This window comes from Microbacterium sp. ARD31, from assembly GCF_031844425.1.
In genome coordinates, this window is the sequence record NZ_JAUZVE010000007.1 from 155,939 (window position 1) to 173,711 (window position 17,773).

Annotated in this window: 19 protein-coding genes; 11 read left to right on the forward strand and 8 right to left on the reverse strand. The window is 70.6% G+C overall.

All coding sequences use genetic code 11. The features are described from left to right. Window positions 1-39 precede the first annotated feature (39 nt). Both Q9S36_RS19585 and sufU read left to right on the forward strand, forming a co-directional pair. Window positions 40-1,335, forward strand: a complete 1,296-nt coding sequence (locus tag Q9S36_RS19585) for a SufS family cysteine desulfurase (RefSeq protein WP_311286579.1) — start codon at window positions 40-42, stop codon at window positions 1,333-1,335. Beyond that, window positions 1,332-1,793, forward strand: coding sequence for a Fe-S cluster assembly sulfur transfer protein SufU (gene sufU / locus Q9S36_RS19590; protein ID WP_217529033.1), 462 nt, complete (start codon window positions 1,332-1,334; stop codon window positions 1,791-1,793). Before Q9S36_RS19585 ends, sufU begins: the two co-directional genes overlap by 4 nt. 39 nt (window positions 1,794-1,832) lie before the next feature. Here sufU and Q9S36_RS19595 read toward each other — a convergent pair whose 3' ends face one another. From Q9S36_RS19595 to Q9S36_RS19605, 3 genes are all read right to left on the reverse strand, one after another. Next, on the reverse strand, window positions 1,833-2,801 hold the full coding sequence (locus tag Q9S36_RS19595) for an SRPBCC family protein (protein WP_311286580.1): 969 nt from the start codon (window positions 2,799-2,801) through the stop codon (window positions 1,833-1,835). A 26-nt stretch (window positions 2,802-2,827) separates the two neighbouring features. Beyond that, on the reverse strand, window positions 2,828-3,175 hold the full coding sequence (locus Q9S36_RS19600) for a helix-turn-helix transcriptional regulator (protein WP_217529029.1): 348 nt from the start codon (window positions 3,173-3,175) through the stop codon (window positions 2,828-2,830). 80 nt (window positions 3,176-3,255) lie between these two features. After that, complete coding sequence (locus Q9S36_RS19605) at window positions 3,256-3,915, reverse strand: hypothetical protein (RefSeq protein WP_311286581.1); 660 nt, start codon at window positions 3,913-3,915, stop codon at window positions 3,256-3,258. Window positions 3,916-4,205: 290 nt separating this feature from the next. On the opposite strand from Q9S36_RS19605, the gene Q9S36_RS19610 reads away from it, so the two are divergent. Continuing rightward, entirely contained in the window at window positions 4,206-5,009 is an 804-nt protein-coding gene (locus Q9S36_RS19610; protein ID WP_311286582.1) for a mechanosensitive ion channel family protein, read from the forward strand. 183 nt (window positions 5,010-5,192) lie between these two features. Continuing rightward, on the forward strand, window positions 5,193-6,614 hold the full coding sequence (locus tag Q9S36_RS19615; protein ID WP_311286583.1) for a DUF222 domain-containing protein: 1,422 nt from the start codon (window positions 5,193-5,195) through the stop codon (window positions 6,612-6,614). 214 nt (window positions 6,615-6,828) lie between these two features. Here Q9S36_RS19615 and Q9S36_RS19620 read toward each other — a convergent pair whose 3' ends face one another. After that, window positions 6,829-7,167: a TraR/DksA C4-type zinc finger protein gene (locus Q9S36_RS19620; protein ID WP_311286584.1), complete on the reverse strand. Its 339-nt coding sequence runs from the start codon at window positions 7,165-7,167 to the stop codon at window positions 6,829-6,831. Between the two features lie 97 nt (window positions 7,168-7,264). Between Q9S36_RS19620 and Q9S36_RS19625 the strand changes: the two genes are divergently transcribed. After that, entirely contained in the window at window positions 7,265-7,501 is a 237-nt protein-coding gene (locus tag Q9S36_RS19625) for a hypothetical protein (protein WP_311286585.1), read from the forward strand. Here the strand turns inward: Q9S36_RS19625 and Q9S36_RS19630 are convergent. Next, window positions 7,498-7,884 carry a septum formation family protein gene (locus tag Q9S36_RS19630; protein WP_311286586.1) on the reverse strand — a complete coding sequence of 129 codons (387 nt, stop codon included), beginning with the start codon at window positions 7,882-7,884 and terminating at the stop codon, window positions 7,498-7,500. The genes Q9S36_RS19625 and Q9S36_RS19630 overlap by 4 nt on opposite strands. Before the next feature lie 138 nt (window positions 7,885-8,022). On the opposite strand from Q9S36_RS19630, the gene purL reads away from it, so the two are divergent. From purL to Q9S36_RS19655, 5 genes are read left to right on the forward strand one after another with little or no spacing between them, the layout of a single operon-like run. After that, window positions 8,023-10,344 carry a phosphoribosylformylglycinamidine synthase subunit PurL gene (gene purL, locus Q9S36_RS19635; RefSeq protein WP_253034884.1) on the forward strand — a complete coding sequence of 774 codons (2,322 nt, stop codon included), beginning with the start codon at window positions 8,023-8,025 and terminating at the stop codon, window positions 10,342-10,344. Then, window positions 10,341-10,475 carry a hypothetical protein gene (locus tag Q9S36_RS19640; protein ID WP_308210393.1) on the forward strand — a complete coding sequence of 45 codons (135 nt, stop codon included), beginning with the start codon at window positions 10,341-10,343 and terminating at the stop codon, window positions 10,473-10,475. The genes purL and Q9S36_RS19640 overlap by 4 nt, the downstream gene beginning before the upstream one ends. A gap of 8 nt (window positions 10,476-10,483) precedes the next feature. Beyond that, complete coding sequence (locus tag Q9S36_RS19645; protein ID WP_311286587.1) at window positions 10,484-11,215, forward strand: DUF2071 domain-containing protein; 732 nt, start codon at window positions 10,484-10,486, stop codon at window positions 11,213-11,215. Between the two features lie 45 nt (window positions 11,216-11,260). After that, window positions 11,261-12,124, forward strand: a complete 864-nt coding sequence (locus Q9S36_RS19650; RefSeq protein ID WP_311286588.1) for a hypothetical protein — start codon at window positions 11,261-11,263, stop codon at window positions 12,122-12,124. 10 nt (window positions 12,125-12,134) lie between these two features. After that, window positions 12,135-12,887 (forward strand): hypothetical protein, encoded by a 753-nt coding sequence (locus Q9S36_RS19655; RefSeq protein ID WP_311286589.1) that lies wholly within the window; start codon window positions 12,135-12,137, stop codon window positions 12,885-12,887. Window positions 12,888-12,899: 12 nt separating this feature from the next. Here the strand turns inward: Q9S36_RS19655 and Q9S36_RS19660 are convergent, their stop codons facing one another. The 3 genes from Q9S36_RS19660 to Q9S36_RS19670 form a co-directional block, all read right to left on the reverse strand. After that, on the reverse strand, window positions 12,900-13,814 hold the full coding sequence (locus Q9S36_RS19660) for a glycine betaine ABC transporter substrate-binding protein (protein ID WP_311286590.1): 915 nt from the start codon (window positions 13,812-13,814) through the stop codon (window positions 12,900-12,902). 89 nt (window positions 13,815-13,903) lie between these two features. Beyond that, entirely contained in the window at window positions 13,904-14,884 is a 981-nt protein-coding gene (locus Q9S36_RS19665) for a proline/glycine betaine ABC transporter permease (RefSeq protein WP_311286591.1), read from the reverse strand. Beyond that, window positions 14,884-16,182 carry a glycine betaine/L-proline ABC transporter ATP-binding protein gene (locus Q9S36_RS19670; protein WP_217529007.1) on the reverse strand — a complete coding sequence of 433 codons (1,299 nt, stop codon included), beginning with the start codon at window positions 16,180-16,182 and terminating at the stop codon, window positions 14,884-14,886. The genes Q9S36_RS19665 and Q9S36_RS19670 overlap by 1 nt, the downstream gene beginning before the upstream one ends. A 365-nt stretch (window positions 16,183-16,547) precedes the next feature. Between Q9S36_RS19670 and Q9S36_RS19675 the strand changes: the two genes are divergently transcribed. Further along, window positions 16,548-17,717: an aminotransferase class I/II-fold pyridoxal phosphate-dependent enzyme gene (locus Q9S36_RS19675; RefSeq protein ID WP_311286592.1), complete on the forward strand. Its 1,170-nt coding sequence runs from the start codon at window positions 16,548-16,550 to the stop codon at window positions 17,715-17,717. Window positions 17,718-17,773: the final 56 nt, after the last annotated feature.

Here is a 17,773-nt window from a genome sequence, read left to right on the forward strand (position 1 = left end):
GACCGGCCCCGGAACCCCGCACCGGCGTAGCCTAGAGGGGTGACTTCTCCCGCCCTGTCCGAGACCGCGACGCTCGACGCTGCCCGGCTGCGCGCGGACTTCCCGATCCTGCAGCAGGAGGTGAACGGGCACCCGCTCGTCTACCTCGACTCCGGTGCGACGAGCCAGAAGCCGCGTCAGGTGCTGCAGGCCGAGTACGACTTCCTCACCCGCAGCAACGCGGCCGTGCACCGCGGCGCCCACACCCTCGCCGCCGAGGCGACGGACCTGTTCGAGGATGCCCGGGCCACGGTCGCGCGCTTCGTCGGCGCCCGCGAGGAGCAGCTCGTGTGGACGAGCGGCGCGACGATGGGACTGAACCTCGTGGCGTACGCGATCGGCAACGCGACGCTCGGGCGGGGGGCACCGGCATCCGCTCGGTTCGCGCTGCAGCCCGGCGACGAGATCGTCGCGACCGAGGCGGAGCACCACGCGAACCTCATCCCATGGCAGGAGCTCGCCGCGCGCACCGGCGCCGTGCTGCGCCACATCCCCGTGCACGACGACGGCCGCCTCGACCTGGATGCCGCCGCGCAGATCATCGGCGAGCGCACCCGGATCGTGGCGTTCTCGCACGTGTCGAACGTGCTCGGGATCGTGAACCCCATCGCCGAGCTCGTCGCGCTCGCGCAGGAGGTCGGCGCACTGACGGTGCTCGACGCGTGCCAGTCCGCTCCGCACATGCGACTCGACCTGCCCGCGCTCGGGGTGGACCTCGCGGTCTTCAGCGGGCACAAGATGCTCGGCCCGTACGGCGTCGGCGGTCTCTACGGCCGCAGCGACGTGCTCGAGGCGCTGCCCCCGTTCCTCACCGGCGGGTCGATGATCACGACCGTGACGCTGGACGAGGCGGGATACCTGCCGCCGCCGCAGCGGTTCGAGGCGGGGACCCAGCCGATCGGTCCCGCTATTGGACTCGCCGCCGCGGTGTCGTACCTCGAGGATGCGGGCATGGCCGCCGTGCACGCGCACGAGGTGCGCCTGGCCGCGCGGATGCGCGAAGGGCTCGTCGACATCCCCGGCGTCCGCCTGCTCGGAGACGCCGAGGGCGCCGAGCGCGTGGGCCTGTGGAGTTTCACGGTCGACGGCGTGCACGCGCACGATGCCGGTCAGTTCCTCGACGCGCAGGGGATCGCCGTGCGCGTCGGGCACCATTGCGCCGCGCCGCTGCACAAGCGGTTCGGGGTGACGGCGTCCGTCCGGGCGTCGGCCTCGCTGTACAACACCGACGACGACGTCGATGCGCTGGTGGATGCCGTGAGCGGCATCCGTTCCTACTTCGGAGTGGACGCATGAACGGTCTCGACTCGCTGTACCAGGAGCTCATCCTGGATCACTCGAAGCACCCGCACGGGCGCGGTCTATCGCCCGAGGAGGGGCGGACGGCGAGCTCGCACCAGCACAACCCGATGTGCGGCGACGACATCACGCTGCGCGTGCGCGTCGACGACGCGGGCGAGCGCATCACCGACCTGTCCTGGGAGGGGTCGGGCTGCTCGATCTCGCAGGCGTCCGCCTCGATGCTCGCGGCGCTGATCGAAGAGGACGGCGGCGACGACGGACTGCCGCGGGAGGATGCCGTGAAGCTCATCGACGGCTTCCGCGAGGCGCTGCGCTCACGCGGCGCGATCCCGCTCGACGAGGAGACCTTCGCGGACGCGGCGGCGCTCTCGGGGGTCTCGAAATTCTCGGCGCGCGTGAAGTGCGCGATGCTCGCGTGGGTCGCGCTCGAGGACGCCCTCGCCCGCGCCTGAGCCTGACGATGCCGCGGCGCGCCCCGCCGGAGGTCCCGATCAGGCCGCCTGCAGCACCTCGCGCTCGAGGCGGGCATAGGAGGTCTCCATGCCGTCGGCCATGCCGGTGGCGAGGATCATGTCGCGCGTCTCCTTGTCGGGGTACTCGATGAGGAGCGTCAGCAGGGTGGCGCCGTCCTCCTCGTAGAACTGCAGGTCGTTGGTCGTCGACGGGCCGTCCATGCCGATCATCTTCTCCGTGCTGACCGAGCGGCGGGGTTCGTCGTCGAGGAGGGTCTCGCCCTCGAAGCCGAAGCGGCTCTCGGGGTTTCCGCGCTCCTCCCACACGTACCGGTAGGTGTCGCCGACGACGCATTCGACCATCGACCAGCCGTCGGGGCCCAGCATCCACTTCTTCAGGAGTTCCGGATCGTGGTGGGCACGCCACACGAGATCGCGGGGGCCCTCGACGAGGCGCGTGATGCGCACGTGGGTGTCGTCGAGGAGCTCGACGTTCGTGCCCTTGCCCTGGAACCACTCGCGCAGGCTGTGGAGCACCGTGTCGAGCTGGTCCATCGCCATGCGGGAGCCTTCGACGGCGCCCATCGCGACGACCTGTTCGAGCGCCTCGGCCGAGGTGAAGTAGGTGACGTTCGAGAGGCGCGAACCGCCGGCGGTCTCGGTGAACGAGAAGACCATCCGCATCGACGGGAACTCGGCGATCGGCTGTCCGTCCTCGTCGGCGAACGCGTCGAGCACCTCGAAGCTGCGGCCCTCGTCGATGGCGAGGAACTCCCACGTGCCACGGGATTTCTCGCCCTGCGGGCTCGTCATCGCGTACCGGGCGCGACCGCCGACCGTGAAGTCGAACTCGGTGAAGGTCGCCGGCCAGCCGGGAGGGCCCCAGAACCGCTCGAGCTGACGCGGCTGGGTGAACGCGCGCCACAGCCGGTCGACGGAGGCGTCGACGTCGGCGGTGAGCGTCATCGTGAGGTTCTCGGTGTCGGTGGTGATGTCGGTGACGGGCATGTCCTTCTCCTCCGGTGGACGGTCGGTCAGTTCTGGGGTTCGGGTTCGGCCAGCAGCGCATCGAGGCGGTCGATGCGCGCGCGCCACAAGTCTTCGTACTGGGCGAGCAGCGCGCGGGCGCGGGCGATCATCGCGGGATCCGCTCGGACGAGTCGCTCGCGACCCTCGGCGCGTTTGACGACGAGCTCGGCCGCCTCGAGCACCGCGATGTGCTTCTGCACCGCCGCGAACGACATGTCGTAGTCGGCCGCGAGTGCGGAGATGGACTGCTCGCGCTGCAACGTGCGGCGCAAGATGTCGCGCCGCGTCGCCGTCGCGAGGGCGTGGAAGACACGGTCGATCCGATCGTCGCTGAGCTCAGTTTGTGCAACCATTTGGTTGTACGTTAGGGCAGCGGATGCCGAGCGTCAAGGGGCGGCGGCGACGGAGCCGATGTCAGCCCGCCGCCATCGCCTCAGCGACCGAGGCCGACTCGATCGATCTTGCGGTGGTAACGCATGCCGGCGAGGCCCCCGAGGATCGCGCCGATCAGCGTGATCGCTGCGGCACCGATGGCGGTCAGGATGCCCGTCGCGGTCGCGGCCTCGGGGTCGACGGGGATCCGCGGGAAGCTGTCGAGATTGCCCAGGACGTCCCACTGGCTGCCCGCCACGGCCGTCACGACGGCCACGATGATGGCGATGGCGATGGCCCAGATCCAGACCGCGATCCCTTGCTTCGCCCCGCTGAAGCGGGCCATCCGACCGGCGACGTACCCACCCGCGAAGTACGAGACGAGCAGGACGATGCCGAGGAGGACAGCACCCAGGATGCTGGCGGTTCCTGCATTCTGGGTGGCGGTTTCGGCGGCCTCCTCAGGGGCGGTTCCCGTACTCGCACCGACCCAGGTCCCGGTCGCGGCGACGAGAGCGGTGAGCAGCACGGCCGTGCCCGTGGCGGTGAGCCAGCCGAAGAACGCCGACCCGAACTTGAAGCCGCCGAACTCCGCCTTCTCGCGCTGGAGGACGTCGTGATGGAGCGTGCGTCCGGGTTCGGACGCCTCTGCCGCAGCCGGGGCCGTGGCGCTGTGGGCGGAAGGGTTCGCGTCGTCGCGATCGCGATTCTCGGTGCTCATGGGGCGAGGATCCACGCGGCTGCACCGCGGATGTCCAGGCTTGCGTGGTCCGCGCTTCGGGCGTACTGTTCCGCCACCCTGCTGCCTCGCGTCGTCGCACGCGCAGCGCGTCGGATACCACCGCGAGGAACCCGCGGGCAATCCCTGCGGCACGTCCGACCCGTGGCAGCACACTTGTGCGTCAGCAGCGGACTTCGCCGCACCACACCCCCGGAGAGTGTGCGCACTGAGGGCGCCCACTCGGTCGCCGGCATCCGCAGATGCCGATGACGATCGTGAAAGGTCACATCATGAACATCGGCAACGCACTGGAGAACGGGCTCGCGGCCGTGGTGACATTCGTCCCGCAGGTTCTCCTGTTCCTCCTCATCCTCATCGTCGGACTCATCGTCGCCAAGCTGATCAGTAAGGCCCTCGAGAAGCTGCTCGAGAAGGTCGGGTTCGACCGCCTCGTGGAGCGCGGCGGTATCAAGAGGGCCCTCGCCAAATCCAAGCTCGACGCCTCCGACATCGTCGCGAAGATCGTGTACTACGCCCTGGTCCTGTTCGTCCTGCAGTTCGCCTTCGGCGTCTTCGGCCCGAACCCCGTCAGCGACCTGCTGGAGGGCATCATCGCCTTCCTGCCGAAGATCATCGTCGCGATCATCATCATCGTGATCGCGTCGGCCATCGCCGCCGCCGTGAAGGGGCTCATTCAGAACACCCTGAGCGGGCTCTCCTACGGCAAGGTCCTCGCGAACATCGCCGCCGTGTTCATCATCTTCCTCGGCGTCACCGCCGCGCTGAATCAGATCGACGTGGCCACCTCGGTCACGACCCCCATTCTGATCGCCGTCCTGGCCATCATCGCGGGCGTCATCATCGTCGGCGCCGGCGGCGGACTCATCAAGCCGATGCAGCAGCGATGGGAAGCCATCCTGACGAAGGGCGAGGAGGAGGCTCCGAAGATCGCGCAGCACGCGAAGGGCGCACCGTCCGTCGCTGCTCAGGCGGAGGAGGCCACGCGCACCCTCCGGCAGCAGACGCAGCCGGCGGCCCCGACGCAGCCGGCAGCCCCGACGCGCCCGACCCCGCCGGTTCCGCCCCGGCCGTGAATGCTGAGGGCCCTGCCTCCCGGGCAGGGCCCTCAGGCTTTGTCGCGTCGGGTGTCCCGGCGCAGGCGACCTGAAGACGCGGCGTCGACGGAGGCGAGGATCCGTCCTGCCGGGCGAGGATCCGTCCTGCCGGGAGTGGTTCCGTCAGGAATCGATGTCGGTGGTCCGTGGCAGAGTGCAGGTATGACGGATGCGGCGGAAACCCCCGGTGGCAAGGACTATCTCGCCGCCCTGGCGGGCATCGTCGCGGACGTCGACTCGGTGGCTCGGCGGATTGCCGCCGCGCAGATCGACGAGCTCCGCGTGCTGGCCGCAGCCGGCCGGCTCGCGGAGGCGCAGACCGCGCAGCGGAACGCCCGGGTGCAGGTGCATGACATGGCGTTGCGGTCGATCTCGGCGGAGGTCGGCGGGGTGATGCGCGTGACGGATCGGACCGTGCAACGGCGGATCGGTGAAGCGCGGACTCTGGTCGAAGGATTCCCCGCGACGGTCGAGGCATGGGAGCAAGGGCGGATCGTCCGCGGGCACGCGATCGCGATTCTCGAGACCGGGACGAGTCTGCCTGCGGAGATGTGGGCGGAGTTCGAACAGGTGGCGATCAGCCGGTGCGAACGGGACACCCCGAACCGGGTGCGGGGAGAGCTCGAGATCCTCGCGCACCGGATGCATCCTCGCTCGTTCGCGGAACGGCACGAGGAAGCCGCCGCTGGCAGGTGCGTGCGGATCGTCCCGGGGCGGGATGGGATGAGCGATGTGGTCGCGACCCTCCCGACGGTGATCGCCGAGGGCATCCACGACCGGCTCACGCAGCAGGCACGGGCGATCATCGACACCCGCGACGAGCGCGCCGCCGCGCGCGGCGGGGCAGGTGACGCTTTCGGGGAAGCCGCCGCGACACGCACTGTTGACGGCGACACTGACGGCGACCGCGACGATGACGCCGCCACGATTATTGCCACCGACCAGCGCTCCACCGATCAGGTCCGCGCTGACGTGCTCGCCGATCTCCTCCTCGCCGGGACCCCGGCCCTGGATGACACCCGCGACACCACCGCCGGCCCGCTCGGTGCGATCCGCGCTCGCGTGCAGGTCCTCGTGCCCGCCGCCACCCTTACCGGAGAAGACGACGGGCCATGCGACCTCACCGGACGCTCCCCGATCGACCCCGCGACGGCCCGCGCCCTGGCCGGTGGCACACACATCTGGGAGCGCCTGTTCCACGACCCGACCACCGGGGTCACCGTGTCGACCGACTCGTACCGTGTGCCGTCGGGGATGCGACGGTTCCTGCAAGCCCGTGACCAGCACTGCCGATTCCCCGGATGCCGCGTCGCCGCGATCCGCTGCGAGGTCGATCACACCCACGATCACGCCCTCGGTGGCAGAACCGAACTGTCGAACCTCGCCCACCTGTGCCAGAGGCATCACTCCATGAAGCAGTTCACCGCCTGGAGAGTGCGACAACGCAAGGGTGGCGTCCTGGAATGGATTTCACCCCTCGGCAGGATCTACAGAGAAGACGCACCGACACCGGCCGTCGCCTTCACCCCTGCCGCACCACCACCGCCACCGCCGACCACGTCAGCGGAACCCGCACCCTTCTGACGTGACCACCGACGCGCCCTGTCGCGGCAGCGGACACGCAACGAGCTCCGGTTCGGTTCGGATCGGTTCGTCAGGCGTACCGCGCGGCGATGCAGCAAGATCCGCACGCGGTCACGGTCGCTCAGGACCCGCATGCCGGCGCGACGGCTCGAGACCCGCGTGCCCGCGAACCCACGGAACCCCGCGATGCGCCGACCAGCGAACGCGGCCGTCCTCAGCCGATCGACGCGCACGCGACGCACATCGTCGCCTGCGGGCGCACCTCGAGCCGCGCCTCGGGGATCGGTCGTCCGCAGCGGTCGCAGACGCCGTAGGTCCCGGCATCCACCCGCGCGAGCGCCGTCGCCACCTGCGTCAACTCGTCGCAGGTCGAGGCCCGCAAAGCGTCGACACGCTGCCACTCACCCGACAGCGTCGAACCCTCGGGGTCGTGCTCGTCATCCGCCGTCGCGTCCGACCGGTCGACCCGCAGCGCCGCATCATCCGCATCGAGCCGGGCGAGCTGCGCGCGCAACTCACGCTCACGTTCCCGCAGACGCCCGATCGGATCCATCCGGTCAGCGTAGACCTACCCACCGACACGAGGGCCGTCAAGACCGTCGCGACCGCGGCATCCCACCCGCACAGTAAGACCAACGGAAGGAGCCGCCATGGCCGACAACGAAGGCACCGAGAACGAAGGCACCGATCAGGAAGGCACCGAGCACGCCGACCCCGAGGAGATGCCCGACACCGACGAGCTCGAGGAGCCCAGCGTCGCCAAGGAGCCCGGCGAAGAGCCGAAGGCTCCCCCGCAGCAGGATGAGGAACCCAGCCACCACGCCGTCGGCATCGGCGTCATCGACTCCGACCCGAGCGAGACGGACGAGCCCGGCGCTGAGGACTAGGACGACTCCGCCCCGCTGCCCTCGGCGCTGCCGGTGAGCATCCCGTCCTCGTCGAAGACGACGCAGAGCACCCGACGATCGTCGTACTTCCACGACGCCTCGGTCGGGGTGTACGACCAGAACTCGAGGAACGAGTCCTCGTACGTTTCACCGACGTAGTCCTCGAACGCCGAGTAGCAGACGGTGTCGGCAGCGTCCCAGACCGCCTCGTCGCCGGGGTACTCGCCCGCGGGCAACAGCGACTCCGGGATGTCGGTGTCGGCGTACAGCTCGAACATGTGCGGGTCGTCGCACGACACCGGATAGACCGCCGAGCTCCACTCGGGGGTCGACTCGTCCGGTTCGGGCTCGTCGAAGCAGTCCCCCACCTCGAGCCCGCTCACGCTGACCTGCAGGTGCGACGCCGGGTCATCGTCCTCCGGCGCTGCGGTCGGGCCCTTCTCCGCCTACGACGGGATGCGGGTGCCCCGCCGATAGGATGGGGGCGTCCCCCGGCATCCCGAGTCTTGGAGCCCAGCCGCGTGAGCACCCCCGTCGCAGACACTGTCCAGAACGCCGTCGCCACGCCGGAGAAGGAGCAGCCGTACGCGGCGCTCGGCCTCAAGCCTGACGAGTACGACAAGATCCGCGAGATCCTCGGCCGCCGCCCCACCTCGGGCGAGCTGGCGATGTACTCCGTCATGTGGAGCGAGCACTGCTCCTACAAGTCCTCCAAGATCTACCTGCGCCGCTTCGGTCAGAAGGTCTCGGACGAGATGAAGGAGCGGCTCATGGTCGGCATGGGCCAGAACGCCGGCGTCGTGGACGTCGGCGAGGGCTGGGCCGTCACCTTCAAGGTCGAGTCCCACAACCACCCGAGCTACATCGAGCCGTTCCAGGGCGCCGCGACAGGCGTCGGCGGCATCGTCCGCGACATCATCTCGATGGGCGCGCGCCCCGTCGCCGTCATGGACCAGCTGCGCTTCGGCGACATCGACGACCCCGACACCGCCCGCGTCGTGCACGGCGTCGTCAGCGGCATCAGCTTCTACGCCAACTGCCTCGGCCTGCCCAACATCGGCGGCGAGACCGTCTTCGACAAGGTCTACCAGGGCAACCCGCTCGTCAACGCGCTCGCGGTCGGCGTCCTCCGCCACGAGGACATCAAGCTCGCCAACGCCACCGGCGCCGGCAACAAGGTCGTCCTCTTCGGCGCCCGCACGGGCGGCGACGGCATCGGCGGCGCCTCGATCCTGGCATCCGACACCTTCGCCGACGGCGGCCCCACCAAGCGTCCCGCCGTGCAGGTCGGCGACCCGTTCGCCGAGAAGGTGCTCATCGAGTGCTGCCTCGAGCTGTACCAGGGCGAGCTGGTCGAGGCGATCCAGGACCTCGGCGCCGCCGGCATCTCGTGCGCGACGAGCGAGCTGGCCGCCAACGGCGGTTCGGGCATGCGCGTCGACCTCGAGAAAGTTCTGCTGCGCGACCCCTCGCTCACGCCCGAGGAGATCCTCATGAGCGAGAGCCAGGAGCGCATGATGGCGATCGTCGCTCCCGAGAAGCTCGACGCCTTCCTCGCCGTCGTGCAGAAGTGGGATGTCGAGACGAGCGTCCTCGGCGAGGTCACCGGGGACGGCCGCCTGCAGATCTTCTGGCACGGCGAGCAGATCGTCGACGTCGACCCCTCGACCGTCGCGGTCGACGGCCCCGTCTACGAGCGCCCCGTCGCCTACCCGACCTGGATCGACGCGCTGCGCGACGACTCGGCCGCCGCGCTCGAGCGCAGCGACGACCCCGAGGTCCTGCGCACGCAGTTCCTGCAGCTGCTCGGCAGCCCCAACCTCGCCGACACGTCGTGGGTCACGAACCAGTACGACTATTACGTCATGGGCAACACGGCCCTCAGCTTCCCCGACGACGCCGGCATGATCCGCGTCGACGAGGAGTCCGGTCTCGGCTTCGCGATCGCGACCGACTGCAACGGCCGCTACTGCCAGCTCGACCCGTACGCGGGTGCGCAGCTCGCCCTCGCCGAGGCATACCGCAACGTCGCCGTCACGGGCGCCCAGCCCACCGCGGTCACCGACTGCCTCAACTTCGGCAGCCCCGAGAACCCCGAGGTCATGTGGCAGTTCGGGCAGGCCGTCGACGGTCTCGCCGACGCCTGCTTCGAGCTCGGCGTCCCGGTCACGGGCGGCAACGTCAGCTTCTACAACCAGACCGGCGACCAGCCCATCTTCCCGACCCCCGTGGTCGGCGTGCTGGGCATCATCGACGACGTCGCCCGCCGCATCCCGAGCGGCTGGCAGGATGCCGGCGAGAACATCTACCTGCTCGGCACGACCTCCACCGAGCTCGACGGCTCGGCCTGGGCCGACACCGTCCACGGTCACCTCGGCGGTCGTCCGCCGAAGGTCGACCTCGCCGGCGAGAAGACGCTCGCGGGCCTGCTGCAGGCGGCGCGCGACGAGATGCTCGTCTCGAGCGCGCATGACCTCTCGGCCGGCGGTCTGGCGCAGGCCCTCGCCGAGGCGACGACGCGGTTCGGCGTCGGTGCCCGCGTGTGGCTGCGCGAGATCATGGAGCGCGACGGGGTGGATGCCGCGACCGCCCTCTTCAGCGAGTCGACCGGCCGCGTCATCGTCTCGGTCCCGCGCGAGGAGGACGTGAAGTTCCGCGGCCTGTGCGAGGGTCGCGGTTACCCTGTGCTGCGCATCGGCGTCACCGACTCGGCCCCCGAGGGCGAGCAGTCGTCGCTCGAGATCCAGGATGTCTTCTCGATCCCGGTGCCCGAGCTGCGACGCGTCGCGAAGGCGACGCTGCCCGCCGCCTTCGGCCCGATCGTCGACGAGGTCCCCGCGTGAGCGACGACCCGGAGTACGCCGATTTCGTCGGGCGCAGGCGCGCCCGCACGAAGGTGATCGCGTGGACCGTGATCATCTCGATGGTGCTCGTGGGCGGCGGCGCGACCGTGCTCACGCTCCTGTTCGGCTGACCCGGGTCATGGACGCCACCGCTCCCGCCCTTCCCGGGCGTGCGGTGCTGCAGCAGCGTTGGAGCGGGGCGTGCTTCCTGCACTGGCGCGTCGACCCGTCGCAGGTCGCGCCGCTGCTGCCGCCGGGCACCGAACCCGACGTGTTCGACGGGTCGGCGTGGGTGGGCCTCATCCCGTTCGTCCTCAGCGAGTTCCGGTTCCTGCCGCTGCCCCCGGTCCCGTTCGTGGGGCGGTTCGTCGAGATCAACGTCCGGACGTACGCGCGGGATGCCGACGGTCGCCGCGGCGTCGTCTTCCAGACGCTCGAGGCCGAGCACCTCCTGCCGGTCCTCGGCGCGCGCGCCGTGTTCGGGCTCCCCTACCGCTGGGCGAAGGCGGCGACGCGCACGGACGGCGACGCGATCGAGTACGCGTCGCGGCGGCATCCGGGATTCGGGGATCGGGTGCGCACCCGCATCCGCGTCACCCCCGGAACCGAGGCCGTCGACGACGAGCTGAGCCGGTTCCTCACGGCGCGCTGGGGCTTCCACGAACGGCACCTCGGCCGGACGATCTGGGCCGCGAACGAGCACGAGCCGTGGCCGATCGTCCGCGCGACGGTCGACCGTCTCGACGACGGCCTGCTCGCGGATGCCGGCTTCCCCGGCCTCGCGGACCGCGCACCCGACTCGGTGCTCGCGATGCCGGCCCGGCACCCCGGGGTGGTCACCCGGTTCTCGGGCGCACGCCGCGTGCGCTGAGCGCGACCTGGGAGCGCGCCCACCGGTCGCGGCTAGCATGGCGGCATGCAGCTCTGGGTCGTCGCGATCGGGGCCGCGGTGGCGGAGTTCTGGTGGGTCGCGCCCGCCGCGGTCGGCGCCGGCGCGGTCAGCGTCCTCGGCGTGCGCCGCGGCCGGACCACCCGCGCGCGACGCCTCGGCCTGGCCGCCGCGCAGCGCGAACTGCAGCAGGCCCGCTCCGACGCGGTCGGCGCCCGCGCCGCGGCGCGCGTCGCGCAGGCCGAGCTCGTCCGCGCCGAAGCCGAGCGTGCCGCCGGCCGCGCCCGCCCCGACGACGTCCGCGCCGCGCGCCGCGCGCTCGAGACCGCCCAGCGCGCGAAGGCCGCGGCGACCGCGACCATCCGCGTCGCCCGCGCCCGCGTGGGCGCCGAGCGCGCCGCCGTCCCCGCCCGCGGCACCGACCCGAAGCACCTCCCCCTCGCGCGCCTCATGGCCGCCCACGACGCGATCGCCGCGCGCTGGATGGAGTACGAGACGGATGCCGCCCGCCGCCTCGCCTTCCCCGCGATGAGTGACGTGCGGGTCCCCGCGACGGCCGAGTTCCTGCGCCTCGAGGGCGCCGCCCGTGAGCTGCGCCCGGCATCCCCCACCGCGAAGCTCACCCCCGAGCAGTTCACCGCCTACCGGTCCGCTGTCGACGAGGTGGGCCGTGCCTTCGCTGCCGCCGAGCAGGAGGCGTGGCGCCGCGCCGGGCACCGCCCCGACGACGCCCCGACGGACGGACCCGCGGCGCCCGTGTGGACGGTCATCGCCGGTGAGGCGATCGCCCGCTCGGTCGACGGCATCACACGCGCGGCGGAGGGCGCGGCATCCGCTCTCGACGCCTACCGGTCGCGCCGCGGCGGGCGTGATAACCGGCCGCACCCGTAAGGTGTAGCGGGTGGACGGATTCTGGGCCTTCGCCGGCAACTACTGGTGGCTCGTGTTCCCGCTCTTCGGACTCGCCTCGGCCGCCAGCGGATCGTTCGCCGCCGCCTCGAAGCGTCGGCACAAGCACCGTCTCGAGATCATGAAGGCGAAAGCCGAGCTCACCGCCGCCCGCGCCGCCGCCAAGCGCGGCGTCGGCTCGGCCTCCGCGGCCGAGGTCGAGGCGCCGTCGCAGTCCCTCGCCGATCAGCTCGACGACCTGCGAGCCGTGCACGACGAGGTCACGCATCGCTGGCTGGACTACGAGCTCGACGTCGCCAAGCTCATCGCCTTCCCGTCGATGAGCGACGGCCGCGACCCGCTCACCGCCGGGTTCCTGCGCGCCAAGAAGGTCGCCGACCGCGCGCGACCGGCCGACAGCGTCAAGCCCTCGGCCGACCAGGTGCGCGAGTACCGTCGCGCCGTCACCGACTTCGAGGTCGCCTTCGACCTCGCCGAGCGCGAGGCCCGTCGGGTGCGCGACTCCGGGTTGACCGACGCCGAGCGCAAGCGCCTCGCGACGGCATCCCGCATGCTCGCCGTCGCGACCGACGAAGCCGCCACCCCGGCCGAGCGCCACCTCGCCTACCAGCGCGTGCGCGAGGAGGTCGACGGGCTCATCGCCCTGTCGGACGAGGCGGTCGAGGTGCTGGAGAAGAAGGTCGCCCAGCCGCTGACGCAGCGTCCGAACGACGAAGGGGACCCGGCCGCAGCCGGGTCCCCCTGACGTCGCCGACGGTCAGTCGGTGACGATCGTGTCGTAGGCGTCGGGGTTGGCCTCGAGCCAGGCGTCGACGGCCTCGGCTTCCTTGCCCTCGCCGTACTCGTTGACGACCATGTCCTCGAGGGCCGCGTACTGCTCGTCGTCGAGGGCGATGCCGGCGATGTACTCCGCAGCCTCGGGGTACTCCTCGGCGAAGCCGTCCGTGCCGAGGAAGTGCAGCGCCTCGGCCTCGCCCATTGCACCCTTCGGGTCCTCGAGGTCCTTCAGGCCGTACCGGTCGTTGGCCCAGAACGGCCGCCACGAGGTCACGACGATGTCGCGCTCGGCAGCGATCGCGCTGTCGAGCTCGGTCAGCATCGCCGCGGTGGACGAGGTGACGAGCTCGTAGCTGTCGCCGAGGTCGTACTCGGGGATCATGGAGTCCTGCGTCTGCGCCGTCAGGCCGGCCCCGGGCTCGATGCCGTAGATTTTGCCGCCGAAGCGGTCGGCGTTCGCCTTCAGATCCTCGATCGAGTCGATGTCGACGTACTCGGGTACAGCGATGGTGAGCTTGGCACCGTCGTAGTACGAGCCGAGGTCCTCGATCTGGTCGCCGTACTCGTCCATGTAGGACTTGTGGGTCAGCTCGGGCCAGGCCGACGGGTAGATGTCGACGTCGCCCTGCGCGAGGCCGGCGTACAGCGGGCCCGCCTCGGTGAGCTCCTGCATCTCGACCGTGTAGCCGATCTTCTCGAGCTGGTCCTCGAGCAGGTACGCGGTGCTGAGGCCGTCGGTCCACGACGGGAGGTAGCCGAGCGTGATCGTGCCGAGGCTCTCGTCACCTCCCTCGTTCGAACCACCCTCGGCCTGGTTGCCGCTGGCGCAGCCGGCCAGCGCGAGGGATGCCGTGGCGCCGATCGCGAGGATGCCGGTCAGGTGTCGCTTGTTCATGAAGTGCCTTCCGTATGTGATTGCTGGTTCCGTATCGTGCAGGTCCGGGTGCAACCGGACCGTGCGACCGAGGCCGCACGTGTGTGGGGTCAGAGGCCGCCGGTGGCGATGGCCGCGCGTCGCGGCGACGCCGTCTCGCGCTCCGCCTCGGCTGCCGCGTCCTCGGCGTCGCCGCGAGGAGCACCGTCGCCGCCCGATCCGCGGCGGCGCCGCGCCATCGCTCCGAGCAGCGACCCGCGCTGGTTCTTCAGATCGCCGAGCGCGCCGGTCAGGCGGTCGAGATACACCGCGAGGATCACGACGCTGAGGCCGGCCTCGACGCCCTTCGCGATGTTGACTGTCGACATCGCCTGGACGATCTCCTTGCCGAGACCGTCGGCGCCGGCGATGCCGGCGATGACCGCCATCGACAGGGCGAGCATGATGAGCTGGTTGACGCCCGCCATGATGCTGGGCATCGCTAGCGGCAGCTGTACGCCGCGCAGGATCTGGCCGGGCGTCGCACCGAAGGCGTGGCCGGCCTCGACGGTCTCGTTGTCCACTCCGCGGATGCCGAGCTCGGTGAGTCGCACGCCCGGGGGCAGCGCGAAGATCACGGTCGCGATCACGCCGGGTACCACGCCGATGCTGAAGAAGACGATCGCCGGGATCAGGTAGACGAACGCCGGCATGCTCTGCATGAGATCGAGCACCGGGCGGATGGCGGCGCTGAACGCGTCGCTGCGCGCCGCCGCGATGCCGATGGGCACCGCGATGACGACGGCGATGAGCGCCGCGACGAGCACGAGAGCGAGGGTCTGCATCGCGGTCACCCACTGACCGACGCCCAGGACCAGCACGAAGCCGATCACGGTGCCGATCGCGAAACGCCACGAGCGCAGCAGCCAGGCGAGTGCGGCGAACAGCACGATCGCGACGACGATGGGCAGCGCGAGCAGCGCGTCGGCGAGCGTGTCGACCAGCCAGCCGACCACCGTCGAGATGAACGAGAGCAGCCATCCGAGCGTGTCGCGGATCCAGTCGACGGCGGCGTCGGCCCATTCGCCGACGGGGATGCGGAAACCATCCATCAGCGCACCACCTCCGCGTCGGATGCCGGGCCTTCGCCGGCGGCACCTGCGAGGGCTGCGTCGATCTCGGCGCCCGGCACCGGGTCGAGGATGACAGGGATCTCGGTCGTCTCGGTCGTCGAGGGGCCGAGCGCGGTGAGCAGCGTGATGCGCGGGATGACGCCGACGAGGCGACCCTCGGCATCCGTCACCGCCAGCGGCAGCGGCGACTCGGCGGCGGGGACGAACAGGTCCATGAGGACGTCGTCGCGGCCGACCGCCTGCGGCACGGGGCGCAGCAGCGACGAGATGGTCGTCTCGCCGCGGCGGACGAGCTTGAGCGCGTCGCGGTCGGTGATCATGCCGAGGAGCTTGCGGCTGCGGTCGGTCACGTAGACGGCGGCCATGCGGGCGTCGCGCATCGTGCGCAGGGCGGTGCGGGGACCGGCGGCCACGGTCACCGAGACCGAGCCGGGACGCTCCATGACGTTCGCCGCCGTGAGCACGCGCGCACGGTCGACGTCCTGCACGAACTGCTCGACGTAGTCGTTGGCGGGGTCGGTGAGGATGTCCTCGGGGGTGCCGATCTGCACGATGCGCCCGTCGCGCATGACCGCGATCCGGTCACCGAGGAACATCGCCTCGTTCAGGTCGTGCGTGATGAAGATGATCGTCTTCTGCAGGGTCTGCTGCAGTTCGAGCAGCTGCTCCTGCATCTCGCGGCGGATCAGCGGGTCGAGCGCGCTGAACGCCTCATCCATCAGCAGGATGTCGGTGTCGGCGGCGAGCGCGCGGGCGATGCCGACGCGCTGCTGCATGCCGCCCGACAGAGCGGACGGCAGCTTGTCCCCCCAGCCCTCGAGGCCGACGAGGGCGAGGATCTCCTCGGCCTTGGCGAGGCGCTCGGCTTTGGGGGCGCCCTGCAGCTCGAGCGGGTAGGCGACGTTGGCGGCGACGGTGCGGTGCGGCAGCAGGGCGAAGTGCTGGAACACCATCGCGATGCGCTCACGACGGATGCCGCGGAGCTTCGCGGCCGGGATGCCGGTGATCGGCTCGCCGTGGACCAGCACCTCCCCGCCGGTCGCGTCGTGCAGGCCGTTGAGCATGCGGATGATGGTGGACTTGCCCGACCCCGACAGGCCCATGATCACGAAGATCTCGCCCTTCTCGACGCGGAAGCTCGCGTCGATCACGGCGGCGGTGCCCGCATCGCGGACGGCGTCCCGGCGTTCTCCCGCCTGCAGGCGCTTGACGGCCTGGGCGGGATTGCGTCCGAAGACTTTGAACAGATTCTTCGCTTCGACAGCGGCAGTTGTCACGTGCTTCCCTCGGCGGGCGCGCACGCGTCCGCATAGGTAGCGCCCGGGTGGCGATCACCGGCATCCGCACGAGCGAAAACGTCACTCGAGTGCAGCGCTCCGACGACGAACATCGGGCTCGTCATCCAGACCGCCGACCATACGCCCGCTCGTCATCGACACCTCAGGATGTCGGTTCGAAGGGGCGCGGACTGGTCGTCGAGGGCGCGAGGCCCTTCTTCGACGGTAACGAAGATCGTTGACCGGGATCAAATCGATCCATCGGGTTGCATGAATCGCCGACGGTCGGTATCACGCGCGCGCCGGGGCGACGACACGGCGTCGGGGATCCGCCAGAATCAGGAGAGCCCGAGAAGAGGAGCGCCATGAGCGGGTTCGCACGACGGATCGACGGCACGACGATCGAGCAGTTGCGCTCGACGGGGGCCACCAAGTGGTCGGCGGATGACGGGACGCTCGGCGCGTTCGTCGCCGAGATGGACTTCGGGATCGACCCGACGATCACGGCCGCCCTGCACCGCGCGGTGGATGCCGGGTCGTTCGGCTACATGCCGCGGGGGATCTCGGCGGATCTCTCGGCGGCGACCGCCGAATTCGTCGCGCGTCGGTACGGGTGGCAGGTGGCGGCATCCGACGTGCAGCCGATCCCCGACGTCATCATGGGTCTCGAGCTCGCGATGGAGCACTGCTCCGCCGCCGGATCGAAGATCATCGTGCCGACGCCCTCGTACATGCCGTTCCTCTTCGTGCCGCCGATGCGCGGGCGCGAGGTCATCGAGGTGCCGCTCGCCGTCCGCGACGGTCGGTACGAGTTCGACCTCGACGCGCTGCAGCGCGCCTTCGACGACGGCGGTGGCCTCCTTCTGCTCTGCAACCCCTACAACCCGGTGGGGCGCGTGATCTCGCGGGACGAGCTCGTCGCGATCTCAGAGGTCGTCGAGCGCAACGGCGGCCGCGTGTTCTCGGACGAGATCTGGGCGCCCCTCGTCTACGGCGGCGCCACCCACACCCCCTATGCGACCGTCTCCCCCGCCGCGGCGCAGCACACGATCACGGCGATGAGTGCGTCGAAGGCGTGGAACCTGCCGGGGCTCAAGTGCGCGCAGCTCGTGCTCACGAGCGACGCCGACCGCGAGACCTGGGCGAAGCTCGGCCCCTTCGCCGGTCACGGCACCAGCAACCTCGGCGCCATCGCGAACGCGACGGCCTACCGCGAGGGCGACCCGTGGCTCGCCGACCTCGTGCCCTACCTCGAACAGAACCGCGACACCCTCCTCGACCTGCTCGCCGAGGAGATCCCCGGCGCCTGGATGCCGAAGCCCGAGGGGACCTACGTCGGCTGGATCGACTTCCGCGCCGTCGGGCTCGGCGACCGCCCCGCCGACTTCTTCACCCGCGAGGCCCGCGTCACCCTCACCGAGGGGTCGATGTGCGGCGTGGCCGGCACGGGCTTCACCCGCCTGATCTTCGCGACGCCGAGGCCGATCCTCGAGCAGATCGTGCGCCGGCTCGGGCAGGCCGTCCGCTCCGCCTGATTCCGGCCGCAGACCCCTCTTGACACTCCTCGGGTTCAGTGGTTACCTACTCATGT

Excerpts from the sequence above, each read along its gene's own strand:
- sufU (WP_217529033.1), top strand. The coding sequence starts at position 1,332 with ATGAACGGTCTCGACTCGCTGTACCAGGAGCTCATCCTGGATCACTCG.
- Q9S36_RS19595 (WP_311286580.1), bottom strand. The coding sequence starts at position 2,801 with ATGCCCGTCACCGACATCACCACCGACACCGAGAACCTCACGATGACG.
- Q9S36_RS19600 (WP_217529029.1), bottom strand. The coding sequence starts at position 3,175 with ATGGTTGCACAAACTGAGCTCAGCGACGATCGGATCGACCGTGTCTTC.
- Q9S36_RS19605 (WP_311286581.1), bottom strand. The coding sequence starts at position 3,915 with ATGAGCACCGAGAATCGCGATCGCGACGACGCGAACCCTTCCGCCCAC.
- Q9S36_RS19610 (WP_311286582.1), top strand. The coding sequence starts at position 4,206 with ATGAACATCGGCAACGCACTGGAGAACGGGCTCGCGGCCGTGGTGACA.
- Q9S36_RS19615 (WP_311286583.1), top strand. The coding sequence starts at position 5,193 with ATGACGGATGCGGCGGAAACCCCCGGTGGCAAGGACTATCTCGCCGCC.
- Q9S36_RS19620 (WP_311286584.1), bottom strand. The coding sequence starts at position 7,167 with ATGGATCCGATCGGGCGTCTGCGGGAACGTGAGCGTGAGTTGCGCGCG.
- Q9S36_RS19625 (WP_311286585.1), top strand. The coding sequence starts at position 7,265 with ATGGCCGACAACGAAGGCACCGAGAACGAAGGCACCGATCAGGAAGGC.
- Q9S36_RS19645 (WP_311286587.1), top strand. The coding sequence starts at position 10,484 with ATGGACGCCACCGCTCCCGCCCTTCCCGGGCGTGCGGTGCTGCAGCAG.
- Q9S36_RS19650 (WP_311286588.1), top strand. The coding sequence starts at position 11,261 with ATGCAGCTCTGGGTCGTCGCGATCGGGGCCGCGGTGGCGGAGTTCTGG.
- Q9S36_RS19660 (WP_311286590.1), bottom strand. The coding sequence starts at position 13,814 with ATGAACAAGCGACACCTGACCGGCATCCTCGCGATCGGCGCCACGGCA.
- Q9S36_RS19665 (WP_311286591.1), bottom strand. The coding sequence starts at position 14,884 with ATGGATGGTTTCCGCATCCCCGTCGGCGAATGGGCCGACGCCGCCGTC.
- Q9S36_RS19675 (WP_311286592.1), top strand. The coding sequence starts at position 16,548 with ATGAGCGGGTTCGCACGACGGATCGACGGCACGACGATCGAGCAGTTG.